This is a genomic window from Alkalimonas cellulosilytica (assembly GCF_036325985.1).
In the GTDB taxonomy this organism is placed as follows: Bacteria; Pseudomonadota; Gammaproteobacteria; order Enterobacterales; family Alteromonadaceae; genus Alkalimonas; species Alkalimonas cellulosilytica.
Genome location: NZ_JAUHLI010000009.1, coordinates 90,464 through 113,577 on the forward strand (window position 1 = coordinate 90,464; position 23,114 = coordinate 113,577).

Below are 23,114 nucleotides of genomic sequence, written 5' to 3' on the forward strand. Positions count from 1 at the left end.
CTTGCTGATTTTAATACTGAATTTGCGCTGTTTTACCTGTTTTTAGCGATAAGGTGTTAAAAGTACCGCTTTTACTTGTTCAGGCTTTCGCAAGGCTGCATCCGGGCGACCAATAAAGAAAAGAAGAGGCTTTTATGGCTGGTTCTCAGCAATCTTATACCCCTACCGAAAAGCGTGGCTGGTTTACCCGCTTTTTAGATACGGTTGAGTGGCTTGGTAATCTTTTGCCCCACCCGGTCACTTTATTCGCCCTGTTTGCCCTGGCGGTCATTCTGGGCAGTGGTGTGGCGGCATTTTTTGAGTTAAGTGCTATCGATCCGAGGCCGGAAGGCGCTGCCGGTCGTGCGCCGGATGGCGTTATTCACGTTGTCAGTTTACTCAGTGTCGATGGCTTGCAGCGCATCGTCTCCAACCTGGTGACTAATTTTACCAACTTCCCGCCGCTTGGTGTGGTGCTGGTGGCGTTGCTGGGTGTGAGCGTGGCAGAGCACTCCGGTCTTATTTCAGCCGCGATGCGGGGCATGGTGATGAATGCATCGCCGCGCATGGTAACGGTGACCATCGTTTTCGCCGGCATTGTCTCCAATACAGCGTCTGAGCTTGGCTATGTGGTGCTGATCCCGATGGCGGCTGCCATTTTTTACTCGTTAGGGCGTCATCCATTGGCTGGCCTGGCGGCGGCCTTTGCCGGCGTATCCGGCGGTTACAGTGCTAACCTGTTGATTGGTACCATTGATCCCTTGTTGGCTGGTTTTACCGAAGCTGCGGCTCATTTGATTGATCCTGAGTACACGGTGGGCCCGGAAGCCAATTACTTCTTTATGGTGGTCAGCACCTTTGTCATCGCCATTTTAGGTGCCATTGTTACTGAAAAAATTGTTGAGCCAAAGCTGGGCAAATACGATCGTTCGGAAGCATCCATTGATCTGGAGAGCCAGGGGCTGGAGCCACTGCGTCCGGAAGAAAAGCGTGGCCTGATCGGCGCTGGCCTGGCGCTGGCCAGCTTGCTGGGTTTGCTGGCATTAACCGTGGTGCCGGAAAGTGGTGTGTTGCGTAATCCGGAGACTGGTGGGGTATTGGGCTCACCATTCCTGCGCGGCATTGTGGTCTATATTTTCATCACCTTTGCTATCCCTGGTTTTGTCTACGGCAAAATTGCCGGCACCATGAAAAATGACAAAGACGTCATCAATGCCATGTCAAAGAGTATCGGCTCGATGGGGCTTTATATTGTGCTGGTATTCTTTGCCGCCCAATTTGTTGCTTTCTTTGGCTGGACCAATCTGGGCACTATCTTTGCGGTGAAGGGGGCGACTTTCCTGCAGGAGATGGGCTTGACCGGGCCCTTGCTGTTTATTCTGTTTATTGCCATGTGCGGCTTCGTCAATTTAATGCTGGGATCGGCGTCGGCGCAGTGGGCTATTACCGCGCCTATCTTTGTGCCGATGCTGATGATTATTGGCTATTCACCAGAGGTGGTGCAGGCGGCCTACCGCATTGGCGACTCGGTGACCAACCTGATTACCCCGATGATGAGCTATTTTGGTTTGATTCTGGCGGTGGCAGCACGCTACAAAAAAGACATGGGCATTGGTACCTTGATTGCTACCATGCTGCCTTACACCATGGTGTTTTTTATTGGCTGGGTTACGCTGTTTTGTCTGTGGGTCTTTGTGCTGGGCTTGCCGGTTGGTCCGGGCTCGCCGACCTATTACAGCTTCGAAGGTTAACACCAGGGGCAGCTTAGGCTGCCCTTGTTATTACGGCTAGTTTACCCTTGCTTGCTGTTGGCCGGGCAGGTCGAATCCCGCACCAGCAATTCCGGAATAAACACCGGTTGAGCGTTGATCTGCGCTTTGTTGGCATTGGGCCTGGTGTGTTTAAACAGCAATTCCGCAGCCTGAGCAGCGATGGTACTGTTCGGCTGGTGGGCGGTGGTCAGCGGTGGCCAGGTCTGGCGGGAAAATGGACTGTTCTCAAAACCGGCGATGGATAAATCTTCCGGAATACGGATATTCATCAGGCGGGCACTGAACAGGGCACCGGCGGCAATTTCATCGTTACAGGCAAAAATCGCGCTTGGCTTCTTCGGCAATGCCATCAGTTTTTTGGCTCCTTCCACACCGGATTCAAAGGAGTAATGGCCAGGTACGATGTACTTGGGGTTCACCGTTAAACCGCGTTTGGTCAGAGCGGCTTTAAAGCCAGCCAAGCGCTCGCCACTGGAGCTGTGTTCTTCATCACCACACAAAAAGGCAATGTCGGTATGACCCAGTTCCAGCAAATGGTTGGTGATTTTAAAGGCAGCGGTAAAGTCATCAATCAGGACGCAGTTGTGCACGCCCGGCGAAGGAGTGGAGCCTGAAACAATCCGCACAAAATCCACCTTCATGGCTTCCAGTGCCTCGGCAATGTGTGGCATTTCAGAAAAAGGTGGCGTTAAGATCAACCCAGCCAGCCGCGATTTACTGACCAGCTCCTTGACCTCATCAACAATGCCAGGAGACTTGGCATTGGTTGGATGGATCAGCAGCTCATAACCATGCTTCTTACAGCTGTCCAGCAAACCTTTTTGCATATCAATAATGTAATAGGCATTAGGGTTGTCGTAGATGTAGCCAATGCTGTAAGAGCGGGTACTGGCCAGGTTACGGGCGGCAGCATTCGGCTGGTAATGCAGCTCATTGATGGCGGCCATTACCTTATCAAAGGTGTCTTTGCGTACTGAAGGTTCATTGTTCATCACCCGGGAGACCGTTTTGATCGACACCCCAGCGTGCTTGGCCACATCATTGATAGTGACTTTCATGCAGCTTCCTTGATTTGGTTGCGTTGACGGCTCGCAGTATCGGTGCCTGGCAGTTTGAACGGCTGCGGGCATTACAAGATGACAGCGCTGGTCAAAATATTAGCATTCATGTGATAGTGATACGCTTTTTCTGGCAAAATCGCAAGCAATCTGGCCATCCAACCGTTATTTTTGTGCTGAAAACGGGGCTTTAAAAAAGTCGCCTGGGTCAGCTAAAAGCCTGATGGACAGCCTTCGCTGTCATGCTTCAACGCTTTGGATGACGCAGACTCTGGCAAAATAGTTGAAATTTTCATCGATTTTGGTTTGCAATAGCGATTTTTTTTGTGTAAGTTTAATTTCAATGACAGCGTTGTCATTCAGGATCAGAAAAAAAAGACAGCACAAGACCAATAAGAGGAACGGGAGAGGCTTATGTCCAGCAATAAACTAAATAAATGCGCCCTGGCAGTAAAACTGGGATTGATGGTAGGGGCCTTTGGCCTCAGCATGCCAGCTATGGCCAATGATGGCGCCACAGAAGACAATGTCGAAGTGATTCAGGTGCGGGGTATTCGTGCATCGCAAGAAGCGAACCTGAATGCAAAGCGATTTGCCAATGCGGTGGTCGATGTAGTAACGGCCGAGGATGTTGGCAAATTTCCGGATAAGAACGTGGCAGAGTCGTTATCCCGTATTACTGGGGTGGGTGTCAGCCGTGAATTTGGCGAGGGTGAAAAAATTACCATTCGTGGTGCTAGTTCAGCGACTAACCGTACTTTACTCAATGGCCAAACCATTGCTACGGCTGACTGGTTTATTCTGGATGCACCGGGCCGTAGTTTTAACTACACCATGCTGCCATCGGCTCTGGTTTCTGATTTGGAAGTGTATAAGTCGCCCATGGCGCGAATCGATGAAGGTTCCATTGGTGGCACTGTCATTCTACGTACCCGCCGACCGCTTAATCTGGAGGCTAATACCCTGAATCTGGGCGTAGAAATGCAGTATACCGAAACGTCCAAGAACTGGGATCCGCAATTGTCAGGTCTTTACTCCTGGAAAAACGACGATGAAACCTTTGGTGTATTGATTTCCGCCATGCGGCAGGATCGCGATTTTGTGCGTCAGGGCTTTGAAGTGCTGGGCTGGCCGGATAACCCGGACTTGCAACAAAAAGTACCCAGTCACATTGGTGTAGCGCGCTTTCAACAAAAGCGTGAGCGTGAAACTGTGTTTGCTTCCATTCAGTTTGCTCCAAGTCACGAGTGGGATATCACCTTTAATGCATTGAACTCGAAAGTGGATGCCGATAACCAAAACTCGAACTGGCTCATCTTTGTCAATAATGACGCTGCCAGCTTAGGTGGTATAACCAGCATTGACAATAGTATTGTCGCGGGCTCTGTTGTTGATGGGGGCACCTCTGCATTTAACTTTATTAATCGGGTGGCTTCTACTGAAACCCGCTCGTTGGATCTGGACATCAATTACAGTGGTGAAAATTTTGAAGTCCATGCTCAGGTTGGCAGTACCCGCGCCAAGGGGGGGACTTTGCGGGAAACTTCCTGGGAATACGGTGCATCGACCGGTTACGACTTTGATTTGCGCGGCTCAACACCATCGGCCAGCACCAATGTGGATGCGACTGATGCCAGCCAGTTTAATGCGGGTTGGATTTGGGGTGGTGAGAAGCCCACTACCGATCGTGAAAATTATGCTCAGTTTGATCTCACTTTCCCAGTGCAAGCAGGTGCCTTTACTGAAATCCATACCGGTGTGAAATACCGGTCTGCAAAGCGAACTCAGGATCGGATCGCTTATAGTTGGCATGGTCCGAATACATTGAGCGATGAGAGTTTGGCGCCTGATTGGCCAGTCTATCTGCAGTATATTTTTGATACCTGTCCTACCATGGCAGCTTGCGGTTTGACACAGGGCACCCATAGTATTGACGCCGTGGTCAGTGGCAATATGACCCAGCAAATCGCCCATAACCGTGCCCGGATGGAAGAGATTGCCTTTGTAGGGCTCAATGGTGTACCGGCGGATTATGCTCGCTCGCTGATTCTGGATGAAAACTGGGCAGTGGAAGAGGATATTACCGCTTTGTATATTCAGGGTGATTTTGATGGCGAGAATTATCGCGGTAATATTGGGTTGCGTTATGTCGATACCCGCCAAACCTCCGGTGGTTATGAGTTTTCCGGTGATAGCTGGGGTTTTCTGACCATTGACCGAGATTGGCTGACACCAGCCGAGCTGGCTTGGGTGGAGCAAAAAAATAACTATCAGGAAATCCTGCCTAGTTTTAACCTGGCCTATGATTTAGCCGATGATACCATCTTGCGTTTTGGTGCTGCTCGTGTAATGGCACGGCAAAACTGGAATGATATTTCAACATCCATCACCTATGGCTCCTTGAATGTAGCTCAGCCGACTGGTAACGCCAGCAACCCGAATTTAAAGCCAATGATTGCCGACCAATTCGATCTGGCCTATGAGTGGTACTTTAACCCACAGTCGGTATTGGCCGCGACACTATTCTACAAGCGTATAAAAAGCTACCGCAGCTTCAGTACCTTTGTCGATCAGCGTTACTGGGAAGAAGGTGACCAGATGGTTGATGTCACCTTCACTCGTCCTGAAAATGGCCCTGGTGGCTCCACCAAAGGCTTGGAGCTAAGCTATCAGCAGGCTTTCGGGGAACACTTTGGTGTTATTGCCAACTACACTTACACCGATGCCAAGCGCAGCGAAGCACGTAACGTGAGCTTGCCGGGTTCTGGGCTAGTGGAAGGCACCTCGGATCATATGGTCAACCTGACGGCTTACTATGAAACCGATCTGTTCAGCGCCCGACTCATGTATAACTACCGGACCGAGTGGTACAAAGGCTTGCACTTTAATGGCTCTGAGCTGTGGAATGATAGTTATGGCCAACTGGATGCCAGCTTCACTTACAATGTATCGGACAACATCAGTCTGGCGTTTGAAGCCATCAACCTGACCAATGAGCAGGTAGTGGAGTACAACACCAACAAAGCACGTACTTTCTCCATTTATGAAAATGGCCGTCGTTATGTGGCGGGTATCCGGGTGGCTTTCTAACGTCCACTTGGTTGCAATAGTGTAAGGGGCTATCCTAGGGTTTAGCCCCTTTTGCTTTCAGGAGTTTTGATGCCTGTAACTATCCCTTATTGGGAACAGATAACACCGCAGCAGTTTTTTGCTGACATTCAGCCTCTGAATCAGCCTGCGGTGCTGAAAGGTTTAGTGGGGGACTGGCCTGCAGTGCAGGCAGCAAAGCATTCAACTGGTGAGTTTGCCCACTACCTGCAAGCTTTCGACAATGGGCAGCTGGTTACCACGCTGTTGCTGGCAGCGCAAACCAATGGCCGTATCTTTTATCAGCCACAGTTCAATGGTTTTAATTATGAGCGGCGGCAGTATCCGGTGTCGGCTATCCTCGCGCAACTCATGCGAAGTGCTGGTCAGGAGAGTGCAGTTCGTATCGCTGCACAGAGTGCTTTGGTGGATGATTGTTTGCCTGGATTTGCCAGTGAGAATGGCAACCCACTGCTTCCTGCAAGTGTGCAAGCCCGTATCTGGCTTGGTAATCAGGTGACGGTTCCGGCACATTTTGATGATGCCGATAACCTGGCCTGTGTGGTGGCTGGTAAGCGCCGTTTCACGTTATTTCCACCAGAACAAGTCGGTAACTTATACATAGGCCCTCTGGACTATGCTCCGACTGGAACGCCAATTAGTTTAGTGGATTTCACCAATCCTGATTGGCAGCGCTTTCCAAAAGCAGAAGCCGCCTGGGAAGTCGCGCAGGTTGCTGAATTAGACCCCGGGGATGTGCTTTTTATTCCTGCAATGTGGTGGCATCAAGTGGAGTCCTGCGCTGATCTTAGTGTGCTTTGTAACTACTGGTGGAATGGCTCTATCGGTACGGCGGACTCACGGGCGAGCCCCTTTGAGGCATTGCTGTTTACGATGCTGCAGCTGCGCCAGTTACCGGCGGCTCAAAGAACAGCCTGGCAATCAGTCTTTAGCCATTATCTGTCTGCAGAAATGAATGATTTTAACTATCTGCCGGCGGATAAATTAGGCGTGTTGGGCAGCGATGATTGCCCGAGCGAGCAGGCTATCAACCGCTGGCTGATGCAACAATTGCAGCAAAGGTGTGAGGCGCTCAAATCTAAGCGCTAAAGTTTTCCGCATCTGGGGCTGGCTGAATAAGGCAAACTGCAGTAAGGTAGGCGGGCGATTTTTTTGTACATAACATGACGTATGGATTTACTATGACAGCTAAGATTGTTCCACTTTCCAAAGAGCAGCACCAGGCGCTGCGTGTGCATTTCAAACAACCTTTTGCCCATATTGCCGAAGAGCACTTATTGCCGGTGGTCGTGCATGAGTTTGGCCCGGCCGCGGCCGTATACCCGATTGTATTTGTGAAAAATAATGATTCAGGTGGTTTTCAACCAGTCGTGCTGTTGGGTCTTGAGCCAGGTAAGAACCTGTATCTGCAGGATGAGCAAATGCAGGCTAGCTATGTTCCGGTTTCTGCCCGCAACTACCCGTTTTTCCTGACGCCGGATCCGGAAAATGATAAGCAGCTGACCATCGGCATCGATGAGAACAGCCCGCGTGTCAGCAAAGACGATGGCGAAGCTTTGTACACGGAGCAGGGCGAGGAAACAGAAATGCTGCAGCGTGCCAAGCAGCAGCTGGCCGATTTCTTTGATACCAGCCGGGTGACCCGTACTTTCGTAGAGAAACTGACCGAGTTGAACCTGCTGGAAGCTAAAACCTTAACAGTGCAGGTCAATGGCCAGAAGCGGGAAATCAACGGCCTGTTTTTGGTTGATGAGAAAAAGCTGAATGAGCTGAGCGATGAACAGTTTATGGAACTGCGTAAGCAAGGCTATCTGGCGCCGATCTATGCACATATGTTGTCGGTCCAGCAGGTGCAGCGTTTGACGCGCTGGCAGAGCGAGCGGGAAGCGCCTGCGGCCAATAACTAACACGCTGTACTTTTAAAAAAGGGCCGGCAGGCCCTTTTTTTGATCCCTGGCTTGCATTGCTTGAAAAAACAGCATATAGTCAAATTGACAGCGCTGTCATCACCTGGTTGGCAGCGTTGGGGTGTCTCACCGCACCCGCTCCCAGGGCCCTGATGGTGCCGGATCAGGGGGAAGTCCCAGATGTTCGTTATTGGTAGTTGGTGATGGGCATCAACGGCAGACATGGATGTTGAGTGGATTATCTATCCTTTATCCAAGGGTACCTTGCCAGCAAAGCTAGCTTTGCTGGCTTTTTTTGTCCGTAAAAAAGCCCCGCTGCTGCGGGGCTGTCTTCAGAGCGCGTTACTGGAGCCGGATGATGCGGCTTCGCTGCCCGGATAGGCTGCGGCTTCGCAGCCACACCTCACCTTGCTGTTGCAGTGGCTGCTGATAGCCTTGCCAGTTTTGTCCCTGATCCAAACTGTATTCAATGCTGACAGCAGGCCAGGCATGATTGGCGGTGACCAGGCCTTGTTGCCTGATTGCGCCCGGCGGCGGCAGATAATGCTGTGCTCCGGCCTCTGTCAGGCGCGGGAATTCAATGCTGGTAAGCCGCTGGATAAACTGCTGCCAGCTTTGCCTGGCTTTGGCGGAGTCTTTATTGGGTTCCCAATCGGCTCTGTGCCAGGCGCGTTCTGCCAGGGCAATGAGCCGTGGATAGATCATGTGTTCCAACTGATCCGCCGTGCGAATGGTTTCTCCCCACACCTGTCCCTGGATGCCCAGCATATTGTCGGGCTGTTCAAGTTTCGGCAGAGCACGGCCAAGCAGGGCCTCCAGATCAGTGATTGGCGTGCCATCTCTGGTGAATTCGGCATTGCTGTACAGATGATCCGGCCGGTAGAAAAATACTTTTTCGGTGTCGGTGTAGCGCGCTGCCCAGTAATAGCCACGCTCTTTGGGGTGGGCTTCCTGCGGATGATCAAAATACAGGTTCGTCCCAGCCGATTGCACCACCTGATAACCGGCATTGGCAAAGCGATAGGCCCTGTCGCCGTAACCCCATTCCCAGATATTGTCCCAGGCGTTGACAATGACGTCATTGTTGTCGAATTGCTCACGCCGGAATGGTCTTGTGCTGTCGGCCATCAGGCCATCTTCCCAGGCGGCCATCGCCAGGCCGCGTTGATTAGCGAGCTGAGCTACCCGGTTAATAAAGTAGGGCTTTAAATCCGCCACACCGGCTACGCCATTGAGCGGTTCGGCAAACAGCTGTTCACAGGCTGGAGCTCCCTGCCAGGAGCCAGCACCGACTTCATCACCCCCCATATGAAACACCCGCAGTTGCAAACCTGCTTCACGATACATTTGTTGCAACTCATACATTACTTTATCAACAAAAGCGTAGGTGGAGTCGAGACAGACATTGATGGAGTTATCGTTGTAGTTTTGCACCGTCAGGTAGCTGGAGGTATCGTTTGCTTCCGACAGCAAATAACGTCGGGCCAGCTCCGGCTCACCGGCTGCCTGCAGGCGCTGGTAACGTGCTTCCATGGCCTTAATGGCTGCGCGGGCATGGCCCGGCATATCAATTTCCGGGATCACTTCAATATGGTGTGCTTTGGCATGGCGCAGCAGCTTGATAAAATCGGCCCGGCTGTAATAACCGTTGCCAGAGCCTGAGCTGTGGGGGCCTGTGCCAAGCTGGGTCAGTAAGCACTGTTGTTCGGTCAGATCAAAGCAACGATTGGCACCGATGTCGGTCAGCTCCGGCAAGCCGGGAATTTCCAGCCGCCAGCCTTCATCTTCGGTCAGGTGCAAATGCAGCTTATTGAGTTTGTAGCGGCCCATCTGCTCAATTAAACGCAGGGTAACATCCAAGCCATGAAAGTTACGCGCCATATCGTAGTGCATGCCACGCCAGGAAAAGCGTGGGTAATCCAGTATGGTCAGTTGCGGCAGCTGAACTTCGGTGCTCCCCTGCACCGGCAGTAACGCCAGTAAGCTTTGAATACCATAAAAAACACCCGCTTCGTCAAAACCGGTGACACCAATACGCTGGCGCTCTATAGTCAGCTGATAGCCTTCAGGCTTTAAACCGGGCTGGCTTGCATCCAACTGCAGCTCGATGGTTGGGCTGTTCGCCTGGCCACTCAACGGCTGGCCAAAGTGGCGGTTTAATTGCTCTGCAAGGTAAGCCGCTTCATTGGCCAAAGCACCTTGTGCCTGCAACTGCCAGTTCGTACTAAGTACCGTCTGGCCTCTGCGATGGTGCAACTGGACTGGTTGCGGAATAATGCGTTGTTGCAGCTGGACCGAATTTAAGCTGGCATGGACGGCTTGGGCATTATTGGCAAAACGCCTTTCGGCGGTGACCGTCGCAAATTTATCACCATCACCGATGTTGCGTAGTCGTTGCTCTGGCCGGGTCATGGGTCGTACGAAGCGGCTGAAATCTTCGGTATCGGTATTGCCAAAAACAGCAGGTTGCAGTGAACCGGCAACCATAAAGGCCCGGGGCATCCAGTCGGAGTAGCTGATTACCCAAGGGGCAGACGTGAAACTAAGCTGCAGCGACTGTCCAACAGATAAACCAGCAAACTCCTCAGTGGGCGTTATCCGGTGCAGATCGCCTTGGATATGTTCCAGTTGCAATCCCTGACTTTGGGTTGTTTCGATTTTGCGGATGGAATGAAAGTACCAGCCCCAATCCGACATACCAGCAGGCAGGACGGTACCAGAGGCATTATGCAGCTCAATGCTGCCACGAAAGCGCCCGGCCTCAGGCAGCAGATTGCTTTCGACAGCAAAAAACCACTCAGTCCCGGCAGTAAACTCATCCAATTGCTGCTGATTATGAAATGGTCCAGCCAGTGCCAGCCAGCTCAGCCAGCCAAGACTGAGTAAAAGTACCTTTTTTATCATCTGCTATTCCCCGTATTTTCATAAGCTTATACCATACTGCTGAAAATAATAAGCTCAAATAATCGTCATGGCTCTTGTCATTTTTCAGATTTATTATATGCTGTTTGATAAAAATGACAACGCTGTCAATCGGGTTTTTTGCACAATTTATCGACAGCGCTAAGTAACCGCTTGTATCGAGGTAGGGGAATGAGCACAACAGCAGAGCCACAGCAGCTGTACCTGGGCATTGATGGTGGCGGCAGCAAATGCCGCGCTATCCTGGTATCGCAGGACTCTGAGATCCTAGGAGAAGGGATCTCAGGGCCAGGCAATCCGCTGCGGGGGATGGAAATTGCTACCGCTTCTATTATGGATGCGACCCGGCAGGCGCTGCTCTGTGCAGGCTTGCCGGAGCGGGCCATGGCTGCTCTAACCGTCGGTGCTGGCCTGGCTGGGGTCAATGTGCCGCAATACCATGCTCTGTTTCGCGATTGGCAGCATCCTTTTGCCGCTTTTCATCTGACCAGTGATTTGCACATTGCCTGCATGGGGGCGCATCATGGCCAGGATGGGGCTGTGATTATTATTGGTACCGGCTCCTGCGGTCTGGCACAGGCTGGCCAGCAGGTACTGGAGGTTGGAGGCCACGGTTTCCCTTACGGGGATAATGGCAGCGGAGCCTGGTTTGGGCTGCAAATGGTGCATCAGGTATTGCTCTGTCTGGATGGGCTGACGGCTCCTACAGCCATGACAGCAGCCTTGCTCAAAGCAACTCATTGCCATGATCAGCTGGGACTGGTGCAGCACTTTATGCACGCCAGTCCAACCCTGTATGCCAGCTATGCGCCTCTGGTCTTTGCCTGCGCTGAGCAGGGAGATACTGCTGCACTGGCTATTGTGCGGCAGGGAGCGGCCCATATTAATGCCATTGCGCATCGTTTGTTGAGCATTGCTCCACCAAAATTGGCGCTGATAGGCGGTTTGGCTTACAAGGTTGAACCTTACCTGGATGCGACGGTGCGTGACCGTCTTGTCGCAGCGGATGCGAGCCCGGAGTGGGGCGCTGTGTGGTATGCTCAACAACTGGCACAACAGCAGGAGCAAACCGCGTTATGAACAGCTTTGAACTCAGGGTCGCCCGCCTTTTTGATGGTGAGCACTGGCACAGCAATGTGGCTGTCTCGATTGCACAGGATCGGATCACGACCATTGAACCGTGCGATGCCAGCGCTGTCATGATGGGCACTTTGGTCCCTGGCTTTATTGATATTCAGGTCAATGGGGGTGGTGGCGCTTTGTTGAATGCTGAGCCTGGCACTGCCACTTTGCACACCATGCTGCAGGCACATGCCCGTTTCGGCACCACGGCTATGTTGCCAACAGTCATTACCGATAGCCTGGCTACCATGCAGCAGGCTGCAGATGCGGTTGCTGCTGCCATTGCTGCCGGCCAACCCGGTATTATTGGTATTCACTTTGAGGGGCCGCATTTGTCGGTACCCAAACGGGGAGTGCATCCGGCAAGTCAGATCCGGCCATTGTCTGCAAAGGAGCTGGCGATCTATCAGCGCCAGGACTTAGGCATCCGTATGGTCACTGTGGCACCGGAAACCATACCCCCTGAGCAAATCCGTCAGTTGGCTGATGCCGGTGTCATTGTCTTTTTAGGTCACTCCAATGCTGATGCGGCGACTGTGCAGATGGCACTTGCTGCCGGAGCGACTGGCTTTACCCATTTATACAATGCCATGTCGCCACTAACGTCGCGTGAGCCGGGCATGGTCGGGGTGGCTCTGGCCGACCGTGAAAGCTGGTGTGGCATCATTCTGGATGGGTACCATATGGATCCTATTGCGGCGAAAGTTGCCTTAGCAGCCAAGCCAAGTGGCAAACTGCTGTTAGTGACCGATGCAATGTCGCCGGTGGGTACCAGCGATACTGAGTTTGCCTTTTTTGATGGCAAGGTGATACGGCAGGGCAATAAACTGACCAATGAAGCCGGCTCACTGGCAGGCTCGGTGCTGGATATGGCAGCTGCGGTACAGTATGCGGTGCAGGTGCTTGGCGTGGAGCCTGGTGAAGCCTTGCGGATGGCGGCTTTGTATCCGGCAGAAGCAATAGGTTGTGCCGGTGAACGCGGCAAGTTACAGCCGGGTTACCTGGCCGATATGGTGCTGCTGACAGATGATTGGCAGTGCCAGCAAAGCTGGTGGCAAGGCCAGCCGCTTTGGCAGGGACATTAAAACATTCAGGCTGCAAACAGCAGCTTAAGTCAGATCCGGTTGCAACCGGACATACATCAACAAGGGGTAACTATGGAAGCTGCAGCAACGCAAAACGTCAGGCGCACACAACTGATGCCGATGGTGATAGTCGCCATCTTATTTTTTGTGCTGGGTTTTGCCACCTGGCTGAATGGTTCTTTAATGCCGTATCTGACCCAGATGCTGCAACTGAATACCACGCAGGCCGCGCTTATTCTGTTCTCTTTCTACATCGCGGTGACCTTCACCGCGCTGCCATCGGCCTGGCTGATCCGTAAAGTCGGTTATAAAAATGGCATGGCACTGGGTATTGCTGTGATGATGCTGGCGGGCTTGCTGTACATACCAGCGGCGAAAACCCAGATTTTTGCGGTGTTTTTGTTTGCTCAACTGGTGATTGGTGCCGGCCAAACCTTGTTGCAAACCGCAGTCAACCCCTATGTGGTGCGGCTTGGGCCGGAAGAAACGGCGGCAGTGCGGGTCAGCATTATGGGTATTTTAAACAAAGGCGCCGGTGTGGTCGCTCCTCTGGTGTTTACCGCCCTGGTGATTGGTAGCTTGAGCGCCCCGGCTGGCACTGAGCTGACCCAGGGCCAAATCGATACCATGGCCGATCGCATGGTATTGCCTTATCTTGGCTTAGCCATTTTTCTTGGCTTACTGGCACTGGCGGTTCGTTTTTCGCCTTTGCCGGAACTGGTAGAAGAGGCGCAGCCTGATGCAGCCAGTGCCAGTCAAAGCCAGCTAAAAGCGGTGTTGGCTAAGCCAGCCTTGGTGTTGGGGGTGGTGGCACTCTTTGTCTATGTGGCGGTGGAAGTGATTGCCGGCGATACCATCGGCATGTATGCGTTGTCGCTTGGTGTCGAGCGCTACAGTGTGATGACCTCCTACACCATGGTGTGTATGGTGGTCGGTTATTGTTTGGGTATTGCGCTGATCCCACGGGTACTGTCGCAACAAACCGCGCTGGCGATCTCAGCGGTGCTTGGGGTGGTACTGACTTTGGCGGTGGTTTTTGGCAATAACGAGTCGTACGCCATCGCCAATACGCTGCTGGTGCCTTTTGGGGGTGTAGCACTACCGGATACCCTGATGTTTATTGCGCTGCTGGGGCTGGCCAATGCCATCGTCTGGCCGGCGGTTTGGCCGTTGGCACTGTCTGGCCTTGGCCATCTGACCAGCATTGGTTCGGCATTATTGATTATGGGCATCGCCGGTGGTGCTTTTGGTCCGCTGCTGTGGGGCTTGTTCAGTGACACCGGTTTAGGCCAGCAGGGGGCTTACTTTGTGATGCTGCCATGCTACGCCTTTATTTTGTTCTATGCCGTTAAAGGCCATAAGCTGAAAAGCTGGAAATAGCATGAACACCCCTGCGGTACCCCGCCCGGATACGGCATCCGGGCGTTTTATTGCTCTGGATGCGCTGCGAGGCCTGGCCATTGCCCTGATGATTCTGGTCAATACGCCAGGCTCCTGGAGCCATGTCTATGCTCCTTTGTTGCATGCGCCATGGCATGGTTTTACCTTTGCCGATCTTGTTTTTCCGATGTTCTTATTTGCGGTAGGGGCCGCGATGGCCTTTTCCATGGCCAGGGCCACCCCAACCGCGGCTGTGTTTGGCAAAATAGCCAAACGCACCTTATTGCTGTTTGGCTGCGGCTTATTTCTGCATTGGTTTCCTTTTTCTCAAAGCCTGACGGAGCTGCGCATTCCTGGCGTGCTGCAACGCATCGCGCTTTGCTATGGCCTGGCGGCTTTGTTGCTGCTTTACCTGAAACCCCGGCTTTTGCTGGTGGTGACCGTGTTGCTGCCGCTGCTGTATTGGGCGCTGCTGTGGCAGTTTTCGCTGCAGCACCCGTATGAGCTTAGCGGCAATGCGGTGCAGCGTTTCGATCTCTGGCTGCTTGGCAGCGCTCATCTGTATCAGGGCTTTGGCGCGGCCTTTGATCCGGAAGGGCTGCTTAGTACCCTGCCTGCCATTAGCTCTGTATTGATTGGTTACCTGGCTGCCGGTGAGTTAAAGCGTACAGACAAAGCCAGCAGTGTTTATCTGTTGGCGTTGTGGGGCCTGGCATTTACGGTAGTGGGCTTGCTGTGGCATCTGCTGTGGCCCATCAACAAGCCGCTGTGGAGCGGCAGCTATGTGGCATTTTCCAGCGGTTTGATTTTGCTGTTATTGGCCGCCATGGTCTGGTTAATGGATGTGCGGCAAAAGAAGACGCTGCAACCCTTAGTGGTGTATGGCAGTAACCCATTGTTTATTTACATGCTGTCCTGGCTCTGGGCCAGTGCCGCTAGCCAGTTGATTCGTTTTTCCTTCAACGGACAGCCCATCAGTCTCTATCAGTTTGGTTTTGATAGCCTGAATGCGCTGCTGCCAGCCAAGCTGGCTTCACTGACCTTTGCCCTGCTGCATGTGCTGCTGTTCTGGGGGCTATCCTACTGGCTGTATCAGCGGCGGATTTTTATCAAGCTTTAAGCGGTTGAGATCCGACCTTAATAGCAAGCCAATGATAGGGCTTCGGCACTATGTCTGCTAAAATCCCGGTTTGCCAGCCATCGTGGTGATGCTGCTGGCCTACCTAAGACTAGGATCTATTTTGACCAACAACGATATTTTACGCCGTATCCGCTATGTATTTGATTTAAAAAACAGCGCCCTGATTGAGGTATTCGCTTTAGCTGAAGTCAGCGTGAGTCAGCAGCAGGTCACCGCCTGGCTAAAAAAAGAAGATGAGTCAGGCTTTGTAACGCTGGCCGATCACGAGCTGGCTGCCTTTTTAAATGGCTTCATTGCGTTAAAGCGCGGCAAGCGTGAGGGCGAGCAGCCGAAAGCGGAAAGCAAACTCACCAACAATATGGTGTTTCAAAAGCTGCGCATTGCGTTGAACCTGCAGGCGGAGGATATTCTGGTGATTATGCAGCTGGTTGATTTTCGGCTTAGCAAGCATGAGCTCAGCGCCTTTTTCCGCAAGCCAGATCACAAGAACTATCGCGAGTGCCAAAATCAGATTTTGCGTAACTTTCTCATGGGGCTGCAGCGGCAATTACGACCTAATGATAGTGCTGCGGAAGCTGAATAGCCCTTCATCATCCGTAAGACTATTTGCCAAACTTGGCTTTTAAAGCTTTTTCAACTGCAGGTGAGACAAAGCCGCTGACATCGCCGCCATGGCGGCACACTTCTTTGACCAGGGTAGAGGAGATAAAGGTGTTCTTCTCTGAAGGGGTCATAAAAATACTGTCGAGTTTTGGATTCAGCGTGCGGTTCATACTGGCCAGTTGAAATTCGTATTCGAAGTCGGCCACGGCCCGCACACCGCGGATCAGCACCTGAGCGTCCTGCTCGCGGGCTAAATCTGCCAGCAAACCGGAAAAACCTATCACCCGCACATTGCTGTGGCCGGCGAACAGCTCGCGGGCCAGCTCTACCCGCTCACCCAGCGTAAACAGCGGCTTCTTACTGGGGTTGGCTGCCACGGCCACCAGTACGGTGCTAAACAAGCGGGCAGCGCGCAGTACCAGATCGGCGTGGCCATTGGTCAGCGGGTCGAAAGTTCCGGGGTAAATGGCGGTAATATTCATCAGCGAACGGGTATCCTGAGCTGGAAAAATAGCGACTAGAGTTTTTAGTCAGTTTAGCGTTACTATAGCTGGAAAAGAAGTACCTATATCCAACTATAAAAAAACAGTCCAAACAAAAACAACAAAGACAGGCCGGGATGGAAAAGAAACTTCGCACCAAAGACAAAATCGTGCAGGCCAGCATCGAGCTGTTCAATGCACAGGGTGAGCGTCAGGTCACCACCAATCACATTGCTGCCCATCTGGGTATTAGCCCGGGCAATCTGTACTACCATTTCCGTAATAAAGAAGACATTTTGCGGCATATTTTTAAAGAATATACCCGCTTGCTGGAAAGTCGAATTCAGCCGCCGGGCGATAATGCCGAGGCACTGGATGCACTGGCCAATTATCTGGATGTGGTGTTTGAATTGATGTGGCGTTTTCATTTTTTCTACGCCAACCTGCCGGACATTCTGGCGCGAGATCCGGCGCTGCATAAAGAGTATCAGGCGGTGCAGGAGCAGGTGTTGGCCAGGGTGGTGCGGGTATTGAATGCCTTGCGTCAGGCTGGTGTGGTCGAGATGCCGGAGCAGGAAACTGCTGAGTTTGCCCATACCATCAAACTGGTGGTGACCTTTTGGATCAGCTACCTGAAAACCCAGGCGCCGGAGCAGACCATAGATCAGGCCAGCGTCTATCAGGGCGTGTTGAAAGTCTTGTTGCTGTTCAAGCCTTACGCCAGCCAGGCTGCCATGCCGCGTATTTTGCAGCTGCAGCAGCATTACCAGCGACTGGCCGGGCAGTCCGCCAGCGCCATCGTATAGCCAGCTTTACATCTTCTCGTTTTGCCAACAGGTCTGCTGTGAAAAACACTGCAGAAGTTCGGCCGAGTCAGTACAATATGCACTATTGATGACTAGTCATGCCGTTTTTCTCAGGAGACCTCTATGCCAGCCACTGCGTTTTTGCAGCATTTACAACAGCAAATCGATGACGTTAAAAGCGAAGGCCTGTACAAGGCTGAGCGCCTGATCAGTTCGCAGCAAAGTGCTGCCATTCAGGTAGGTGAGCGCGAGGTGCTGAACTTTTGCGCTAACAATTACCTGGGGCTGGCCAATCATCCGGAACTGATCAAAGCGGCGCAGCAGGGGCTGAACAGCCATGGTTTTGGGGTGGCTTCGGTGCGCTTTATCTGCGGTACTCAGGACATTCACAAGCAGCTGGAGCAGAAAATCAGCCACTTCCTTGGCATGGAAGATACCATTTTGTACTCCTCTTGTTTTGATGCCAATGCCGGTTTGTTTGAAACCCTGCTTGGTCCGGATGATGCCATTATCTCGGATGCGCTGAACCATGCTTCCATCATCGATGGCGTGCGGCTGTGCAAAGCCAAGCGCTACCGCTATGCCAACAACAACATGGCCGAACTGGAACAGCAACTGCAGCAGGCGGTGGCCGATGGCGCCCGTTTTAAACTGATCGCCACCGACGGGGTGTTCTCGATGGATGGCGTGATTGCTGATCTGAAATCCATCTGCGATCTGGCCGACAAGTACGATGCCATGGTGATGGTGGACGACAGCCATGCCGTGGGTTTTGTCGGTGCCAAGGGCCGCGGTACCCATGAATACTGCGACGTGATGGACAGAGTCGATATTATTACCGGCACGCTGGGGAAAGCGCTGGGCGGTGCTTCCGGTGGCTACACCTCGGCTCGCAAAGAAATCGTTGAGTGGTTGCGGCAGCGCTCACGGCCGTATTTGTTCTCCAATTCAGTCGCACCGGCCATTGTCACGGCATCGATCCGGGTGCTGGATTTGCTGGCCGAAGGCGATGCCCTCCGGGCCAAACTATGGCAAAACGCCAGCTATTTCCGCGAGCGGATGCAAGCTGCGGGCTTTACTCTGGCCGGCAAAGATCACGCCATTATTCCGGTGATGCTGGGGGATGCCAAAGTCGCGGCCGAAATGGCGCAGCGCATGCTGGCCGAAGGCATCTATGTGGTTGGTTTTTCCTTCCCGGTGGTGCCAAAGGGTCAGGCCCGTATCCGTACCCAGATCTCCGCGGCCCACAGCCGTGAGCAACTGGACCAGGCCATTGACGCCTTTATCCGCATTGGTAAAGACATGGGAGTGATCCAATGAAAGCCTTAGCCAAATTAAAAGCTGAACCTGGCATCTGGTTAACCGAAACCGAGAAGCCGGAAGTCGGCCCGAACGATGTGCTGATTCGCATCAAAAAAACCGCCATTTGTGGCACCGATGTGCATATTTACAAATGGGACGAGTGGGCGCAGAACACCATCCCGCATGGTATGGTGGTCGGTCATGAGTACGTCGGTGTGGTGGAAGGCATGGGCTCGGAAGTTCGTGGCTTCCAGATAGGTGACCGTGTCTCCGGCGAAGGTCATATCACCTGTGGCCATTGCCGCAACTGCCGTGCTGGTAGGGTGCATCTGTGTCGCAACACTACTGGGGTAGGGGTGAACCGCCCGGGTGCTTTTGCTGAGTACCTGGTGATCCCGGCCTTTAACGCCTTTAAAATTCCGGACAATATCCCGGACAACATCGCCTCGATTTTCGACCCCTTTGGTAATGCCGTCCATACCGCGCTGTCGTTTGATTTGGTTGGTGAAGATGTGCTGATCACCGGCGCTGGCCCGATTGGCATTATGGCAGCAGCGGTAGCGCGCCATGTCGGTGCCCGTCATGTGGTGATTACTGATGTGAACCCGTACCGCTTGCAGCTGGCGCTTGATATGGGCGCGACCCGGGCGGTGGATGTCAGCAAAGAAAAGCTGACCGATGTGATGAAAGAGCTCGGCATGACCGAGGGCTTTGATGTCGGCCTGGAAATGTCTGGCGTACCTTCCGCCTTTAACAGCATGCTCAGCACCATGAACCACGGCGGCAAGATTGCCATGCTGGGTATTCCACCATCGGATATGGCGGTGGACTGGAATCAGGTGATCTTCAAAGGCTTGATCATTAAAGGCATCTATGGCCGGGAGATGTTTGAAACCTGGTACAAAATGGCCAGCCTCATTCAATCTGGCTTGGATCTCAGTCCGATGATTACCCATGAAATGCCGGTCGATAATTACCAGGAAGGCTTTGACATTATGTGTTCAGGCCAATCCGGCAAAGTGATCCTGAACTGGAGCTAAGCTGCGTTACTGCCTTCACCAAAACGGCCACTCATTGGCCGTTTTTTTATGGCTGGAACAGCCTATTGGCTGCATCAATCTGGCGGTGGTCGGATAGCCGTGCCTAAGCCGGACTGACAAGCGGTGCTGGGCAAGCTGTCACCTTTCATTTAGTATAAAGAAAAAGGTATTCAAAGGATGAAGCCGCTTTGCAAACCAGTGATTTATTAATTCAATTGATGCTTTATGTGTTCCTGCCTCTTTGGGGGATTGCCGGCTTTGTTGATTGGTGCTGCCACCGGGCCACCCGCATTGAACACACCTCCGGCTTGAAGGAGTCTCTGGTGCACTCATTGATGGGGATCCAAATGGCGATTCCTATTTTGCTGTGCCTGTTGTTTCAGGTGAATGTGCTGATTATGTTGATTTGTCTGCTGGCCTGGCTGGCACATGAGCTGGTGGCACATTACGATGTGCATTATGCTGCGCCCAGACGACACATCAGTATCTGGGAAATGCATGCCCACAACTATCTGGCTACCTTACCGCTGTTTATGCTGCTGCTGATTATCGTGATTAACTTCCCGGTATTTGTCCAACTGGTCACTCTGGACTGGCAAGGACAGTTTCAGTTTCAACGTATGCCATATGCTCATGGTGGTGATAGTTACTTGCTGTATTACCTTGGATTTATGCTGCTGGTGTGCGTACTGCCCTATCTGGAAGAGAACCTGCGATGCTTGCGGGTTTATCTGCAACAAAGGGCGGCGGCATGAGTGTATTTATCACCAGTACAGGACACTTCCTGCCAGGCCCGGCCATTAGCAATGAGGAGATGGAGCCGATCCTTGGTTTGGTGCATGGCAAACCCAGCCGGTTACGGCGACGTATTTTGCAATCCAATGGCATTCTGAAACGCCACTATGCGATCGATGCACAGCATCGCACCTTGTTTTCCAACAGTGAAATGGCTGCGAAAGCGGTAGAGGACTGCTTAGCAAACAGCTTTATCGGCAAACCACAATTGACTATGCTGAGCGCCGCCACAAGTCAGGGCGATCTGGTGCTGCCTGGTTTTGGCTCCATGGTGCAGGCCGAGTTGCAACTGGCTGATGTGGAGCTGCATAGTTGCCATGGTATTTGCTCCAGCAGCATGATGGCGCTCAAAGCGGCCTATACCGGTATTCTGGCGGGAGAGCATCGCACGGCTATGGTGGTGGCGAGTGAGTTGACATCGCGGCTCTTTAAAGCGCGCCGTTACGAAATGGCCGCAGCCGAGCTGGATTTTAATGCCGAGTTTCTGCGTTGGATGCTGTCCGATGGTGCCGGAGCTTTGTTGCTGGAAAGTAGCCCCAGGGCAGGAAGTTTTCGGATCGATTGGATCCGCGGCTTTTCCCATGCCGATGCCTATCCGGTGTGCATGAGTGTCGGCCAGGCACCGAATGAGAGCCGAAGCTGGCAAGACTATCCGAGTTATGCCGAAGCAGAAGCCGCCGGGGCTTTGTTACTGAGGCAAGATGTGCGAGTACTGGATGCCATTGTCAAACTGGGGGTCGATGGCTATTTGCGCTTAATCGCACAGGGCCTGATCCAACCAGCGGCCATTGATCATGTGCTGTGCCACTATTCATCGCACTACTTCAAAGGCAAGATTTTCGACATGATGCAGCGGGCTGGTGTCGGACTGGCTGAGCACAAGTGGTACAGCAACCTGTATCAACGCGGCAATACTGGCTGTGCTTCGATCTTTATTATGCTGGATGAATTCAGACGGACCCAGCGCTATCGGCCGGGCGACACCATCTTATGCATGGTACCGGAAAGCGGTCGCTTTAATACGGTCTATATGCAGTTAACCGTGATGGATTGAACAAGGAGAGCCGGATGTCGGAAGTCATCAAGAGTGAGGTTGCCCAACAAGGTTTGCAGGCCCTGATGCGGGTTTGGTTTGATTTCGAGCGTCAGCTTGGACGTATCCCTTTGTTGCAGCGCCTGCAGCGCGGCCAGTTTTCGCTGGACGATTACCAAACACTGCTGCTACATTGGCGTCAGCAGGTGATTGAAGGCTCGCGTTGGATCAGCCGCTGCGCCTCGAGCTTTGATCGCAATTACAGCGATGTGCGCTCTGCCATTATTGGCCATGCCCGTGACGAGCATCGGGATTATGAAATGCTGGAGCAGGACTTTGTCGCCGCCGGTGGGAAACTGGCGGCCATTCATGCAGCCGCCAGAGCGGATAACATTGGCTCGGAAGCCCTGCATGGCTTTATTATGTATCGGGCCAGTCAGCCCAACCCGGTCGATTTAGTCGGTGCCATGTGGATTATCGAAGGCTTGGGGCAGAAAATGGCCTCAAGTTGGGCCGGGCAAATCGAACAGGCCACTGGCTGTGACAGCAACTGCACCCGCTTTATGCGTTACCATGGCTCGCAGGATGAACACCATATGCAGGAACTGTATCAGTTGCTGGACAGGGTATGCAGCACGCCAGAGCAATTGGCCGCCATTGTCCGGACTGCCAAAGTTGTTGCCAGGTTGTACTGTCTGCAATTGGAGGAGGTGGAACATGGCCAGTAAACCCAGCGCCTATTTGCAAGCCATTGCGCGTGACAACTCACTGCCCATAGAGCAAAGTGCGCTGGATTTATGGTTGAAGGATTTGCAAAATCCGCTGCGCTGGGGCATCCGGCCCTTGCTGCAGTTTGTCTTTGCCATCCTGCTGCACTTTATTTGGTTTTTTAAGCGCTTACCGCTGCCTCAGTTCAGTGCGCATCAGAGCTTGCAACGGCTGATTTGTTGGTTTTGCCGCCACTTTGTCAGTAAAGAAGCCAATCTGTTGATCCTGCGTCATTATGCCACCGAATCCAATGTACTGAATTTTCTGGCTGCCAATAGTGCGGTGGACCATTATCAGCCGGTGCAGCTGTACCCCAAAAGCATTGATGACATGCTGGACGCCAGCTTTGTTGAGCATGACCAGCAGTTGTTTCGTTTGTTCGGGGAGCTTGGCGCCTGGCACCATCCGGCCAAGCCCCTGCCGGTCGATGAGTTGAGCTGGCAGCACTGGCAGCCAGTAAAGATGGCAGATTTTCACTTTGTCGAAAAGCGCACCCAATGGCTGGACTTTGAAAGTGCCCACGCGCTTTTTATGTGTTTGTTTTGCCTGTTGCTAACGCGGGAAGAATACCGGGACGCCATCAATGGCTTCAATCTGGATCAGTCCATTGCTTTACGCATTGGTGATCTGGTGGGCAATTCCAAGCTGGCCGAGATGGCCTACAACAAACACCCGCATTATCTGGTAGGGCCCTGGAATTTAAGCCAGCGCTTTTTAATGCATGGCTTTTTCACTGAGCAGTTGTATGCCTACCTGGAAGGGATGCGGCAAGAGAGCACCAGGCAGGGCACTAAAGCCGCCGATTAGCGGC

19 protein-coding genes are annotated in these 23,114 nt (G+C 52.7%); 16 read left to right on the top strand and 3 right to left on the bottom strand.

What is annotated here, in order from left to right:
- Window positions 1–134: 134 nt before the first annotated feature.
- Complete coding sequence (locus QWY20_RS10425) at window positions 135–1,730, top strand: AbgT family transporter (protein ID WP_330128952.1); 1,596 nt, start codon at window positions 135–137, stop codon at window positions 1,728–1,730.
- A 41-nt stretch (window positions 1,731–1,771) separates the two neighbouring features.
- Here QWY20_RS10425 and QWY20_RS10430 read toward each other — a convergent pair whose 3' ends face one another.
- Window positions 1,772–2,809, bottom strand: a complete 1,038-nt coding sequence (locus tag QWY20_RS10430) for a LacI family DNA-binding transcriptional regulator (protein WP_330128953.1) — start codon at window positions 2,807–2,809, stop codon at window positions 1,772–1,774.
- A gap of 414 nt (window positions 2,810–3,223) precedes the next feature.
- On the opposite strand from QWY20_RS10430, the gene QWY20_RS10435 reads away from it, so the two are divergent.
- The 3 genes from QWY20_RS10435 to QWY20_RS10445 all read left to right on the top strand — a co-directional run bounded on the left by QWY20_RS10435 (window position 3,224) and on the right by QWY20_RS10445 (window position 7,824).
- Complete coding sequence (locus tag QWY20_RS10435) at window positions 3,224–5,899, top strand: TonB-dependent receptor (protein ID WP_330128954.1); 2,676 nt, start codon at window positions 3,224–3,226, stop codon at window positions 5,897–5,899.
- Window positions 5,900–5,968: 69 nt separating this feature from the next.
- Window positions 5,969–7,006 (top strand): cupin-like domain-containing protein, encoded by a 1,038-nt coding sequence (locus tag QWY20_RS10440; protein WP_330128955.1) that lies wholly within the window; start codon window positions 5,969–5,971, stop codon window positions 7,004–7,006.
- Window positions 7,007–7,098: 92 nt separating this feature from the next.
- On the top strand, window positions 7,099–7,824 hold the full coding sequence (locus tag QWY20_RS10445; protein ID WP_330128956.1) for a SapC family protein: 726 nt from the start codon (window positions 7,099–7,101) through the stop codon (window positions 7,822–7,824).
- A 342-nt stretch (window positions 7,825–8,166) separates the two neighbouring features.
- Here the strand turns inward: QWY20_RS10445 and QWY20_RS10450 are convergent, their stop codons facing one another.
- Window positions 8,167–10,728, bottom strand: coding sequence for a family 20 glycosylhydrolase (locus tag QWY20_RS10450; RefSeq protein ID WP_330128957.1), 2,562 nt, complete (start codon window positions 10,726–10,728; stop codon window positions 8,167–8,169).
- 189 nt (window positions 10,729–10,917) lie between these two features.
- Between QWY20_RS10450 and nagK the strand changes: the two genes are divergently transcribed.
- The 5 genes from nagK (at window position 10,918) to QWY20_RS10475 (ending at window position 16,057) form a co-directional block, all read left to right on the top strand.
- Window positions 10,918–11,826: an N-acetylglucosamine kinase gene (gene nagK / locus QWY20_RS10455; RefSeq protein WP_330128958.1), complete on the top strand. Its 909-nt coding sequence runs from the start codon at window positions 10,918–10,920 to the stop codon at window positions 11,824–11,826.
- Complete coding sequence (nagA, locus tag QWY20_RS10460; protein ID WP_330128959.1) at window positions 11,823–12,953, top strand: N-acetylglucosamine-6-phosphate deacetylase; 1,131 nt, start codon at window positions 11,823–11,825, stop codon at window positions 12,951–12,953. Before nagK ends, nagA begins: the two co-directional genes overlap by 4 nt.
- Before the next feature lie 72 nt (window positions 12,954–13,025).
- Window positions 13,026–14,333 (top strand): N-acetylglucosamine MFS transporter NagP, encoded by a 1,308-nt coding sequence (gene nagP / locus QWY20_RS10465; RefSeq protein ID WP_330128960.1) that lies wholly within the window; start codon window positions 13,026–13,028, stop codon window positions 14,331–14,333.
- Window position 14,334: 1 nt separating this feature from the next.
- Entirely contained in the window at window positions 14,335–15,453 is a 1,119-nt protein-coding gene (locus tag QWY20_RS10470; protein ID WP_330128961.1) for an acyltransferase family protein, read from the top strand.
- 121 nt (window positions 15,454–15,574) lie between these two features.
- A complete protein-coding gene (locus QWY20_RS10475; protein WP_330128962.1) occupies window positions 15,575–16,057 on the top strand; it encodes a YehS family protein in 483 nt (160 codons plus the stop codon).
- 19 nt (window positions 16,058–16,076) lie between these two features.
- Here QWY20_RS10475 and coaD read toward each other — a convergent pair whose 3' ends face one another.
- Window positions 16,077–16,559 (bottom strand): pantetheine-phosphate adenylyltransferase, encoded by a 483-nt coding sequence (gene coaD / locus QWY20_RS10480; RefSeq protein ID WP_330128963.1) that lies wholly within the window; start codon window positions 16,557–16,559, stop codon window positions 16,077–16,079.
- A 137-nt stretch (window positions 16,560–16,696) separates the two neighbouring features.
- On the opposite strand from coaD, the gene QWY20_RS10485 reads away from it, so the two are divergent.
- The 7 genes from QWY20_RS10485 to QWY20_RS10515 all read left to right on the top strand — a co-directional run bounded on the left by QWY20_RS10485 (window position 16,697) and on the right by QWY20_RS10515 (window position 23,110).
- Window positions 16,697–17,365, top strand: coding sequence for a TetR/AcrR family transcriptional regulator (locus QWY20_RS10485; RefSeq protein WP_330128964.1), 669 nt, complete (start codon window positions 16,697–16,699; stop codon window positions 17,363–17,365).
- 123 nt (window positions 17,366–17,488) lie between these two features.
- Window positions 17,489–18,685, top strand: coding sequence for a glycine C-acetyltransferase (locus QWY20_RS10490; RefSeq protein WP_330128965.1), 1,197 nt, complete (start codon window positions 17,489–17,491; stop codon window positions 18,683–18,685).
- The gene (tdh, locus tag QWY20_RS10495) at window positions 18,682–19,707 is read left to right on the top strand and encodes an L-threonine 3-dehydrogenase (RefSeq protein WP_330128966.1); all 1,026 of its coding nucleotides are present in this window, start codon (window positions 18,682–18,684) and stop codon (window positions 19,705–19,707) included. Before QWY20_RS10490 ends, tdh begins: the two co-directional genes overlap by 4 nt.
- Before the next feature lie 188 nt (window positions 19,708–19,895).
- Complete coding sequence (locus QWY20_RS10500) at window positions 19,896–20,462, top strand: diguanylate cyclase (RefSeq protein WP_330128967.1); 567 nt, start codon at window positions 19,896–19,898, stop codon at window positions 20,460–20,462.
- A complete protein-coding gene (locus QWY20_RS10505; RefSeq protein ID WP_330128968.1) occupies window positions 20,459–21,556 on the top strand; it encodes a beta-ketoacyl-ACP synthase III in 1,098 nt (365 codons plus the stop codon). Before QWY20_RS10500 ends, QWY20_RS10505 begins: the two co-directional genes overlap by 4 nt.
- 14 nt (window positions 21,557–21,570) lie before the next feature.
- Window positions 21,571–22,263 carry an iron-containing redox enzyme family protein gene (locus tag QWY20_RS10510; protein WP_330128969.1) on the top strand — a complete coding sequence of 231 codons (693 nt, stop codon included), beginning with the start codon at window positions 21,571–21,573 and terminating at the stop codon, window positions 22,261–22,263.
- Complete coding sequence (locus tag QWY20_RS10515; RefSeq protein WP_330128970.1) at window positions 22,253–23,110, top strand: DUF6999 family protein; 858 nt, start codon at window positions 22,253–22,255, stop codon at window positions 23,108–23,110. The genes QWY20_RS10510 and QWY20_RS10515 overlap by 11 nt, the downstream gene beginning before the upstream one ends.
- The last annotated feature ends 4 nt before the right edge of the window (window positions 23,111–23,114 follow it).

Bases quoted from the DNA above. Each gene is read 5' to 3' on its own strand.
- QWY20_RS10425 (WP_330128952.1), top strand. From the start codon at position 135: ATGGCTGGTTCTCAGCAATCTTATACCCCTACCGAAAAGCGTGGCTGG.
- QWY20_RS10430 (WP_330128953.1), bottom strand. From the start codon at position 2,809: ATGAAAGTCACTATCAATGATGTGGCCAAGCACGCTGGGGTGTCGATC.
- QWY20_RS10435 (WP_330128954.1), top strand. From the start codon at position 3,224: ATGTCCAGCAATAAACTAAATAAATGCGCCCTGGCAGTAAAACTGGGA.
- QWY20_RS10440 (WP_330128955.1), top strand. From the start codon at position 5,969: ATGCCTGTAACTATCCCTTATTGGGAACAGATAACACCGCAGCAGTTT.
- QWY20_RS10445 (WP_330128956.1), top strand. From the start codon at position 7,099: ATGACAGCTAAGATTGTTCCACTTTCCAAAGAGCAGCACCAGGCGCTG.
- QWY20_RS10450 (WP_330128957.1), bottom strand. From the start codon at position 10,728: ATGATAAAAAAGGTACTTTTACTCAGTCTTGGCTGGCTGAGCTGGCTG.
- nagK (WP_330128958.1), top strand. From the start codon at position 10,918: ATGAGCACAACAGCAGAGCCACAGCAGCTGTACCTGGGCATTGATGGT.
- nagA (WP_330128959.1), top strand. From the start codon at position 11,823: ATGAACAGCTTTGAACTCAGGGTCGCCCGCCTTTTTGATGGTGAGCAC.
- nagP (WP_330128960.1), top strand. From the start codon at position 13,026: ATGGAAGCTGCAGCAACGCAAAACGTCAGGCGCACACAACTGATGCCG.
- QWY20_RS10470 (WP_330128961.1), top strand. From the start codon at position 14,335: ATGAACACCCCTGCGGTACCCCGCCCGGATACGGCATCCGGGCGTTTT.
- coaD (WP_330128963.1), bottom strand. From the start codon at position 16,559: ATGAATATTACCGCCATTTACCCCGGAACTTTCGACCCGCTGACCAAT.
- QWY20_RS10485 (WP_330128964.1), top strand. From the start codon at position 16,697: ATGGAAAAGAAACTTCGCACCAAAGACAAAATCGTGCAGGCCAGCATC.
- QWY20_RS10490 (WP_330128965.1), top strand. From the start codon at position 17,489: ATGCCAGCCACTGCGTTTTTGCAGCATTTACAACAGCAAATCGATGAC.
- tdh (WP_330128966.1), top strand. From the start codon at position 18,682: ATGAAAGCCTTAGCCAAATTAAAAGCTGAACCTGGCATCTGGTTAACC.
- QWY20_RS10505 (WP_330128968.1), top strand. From the start codon at position 20,459: ATGAGTGTATTTATCACCAGTACAGGACACTTCCTGCCAGGCCCGGCC.
- QWY20_RS10510 (WP_330128969.1), top strand. From the start codon at position 21,571: ATGTCGGAAGTCATCAAGAGTGAGGTTGCCCAACAAGGTTTGCAGGCC.
- QWY20_RS10515 (WP_330128970.1), top strand. From the start codon at position 22,253: ATGGCCAGTAAACCCAGCGCCTATTTGCAAGCCATTGCGCGTGACAAC.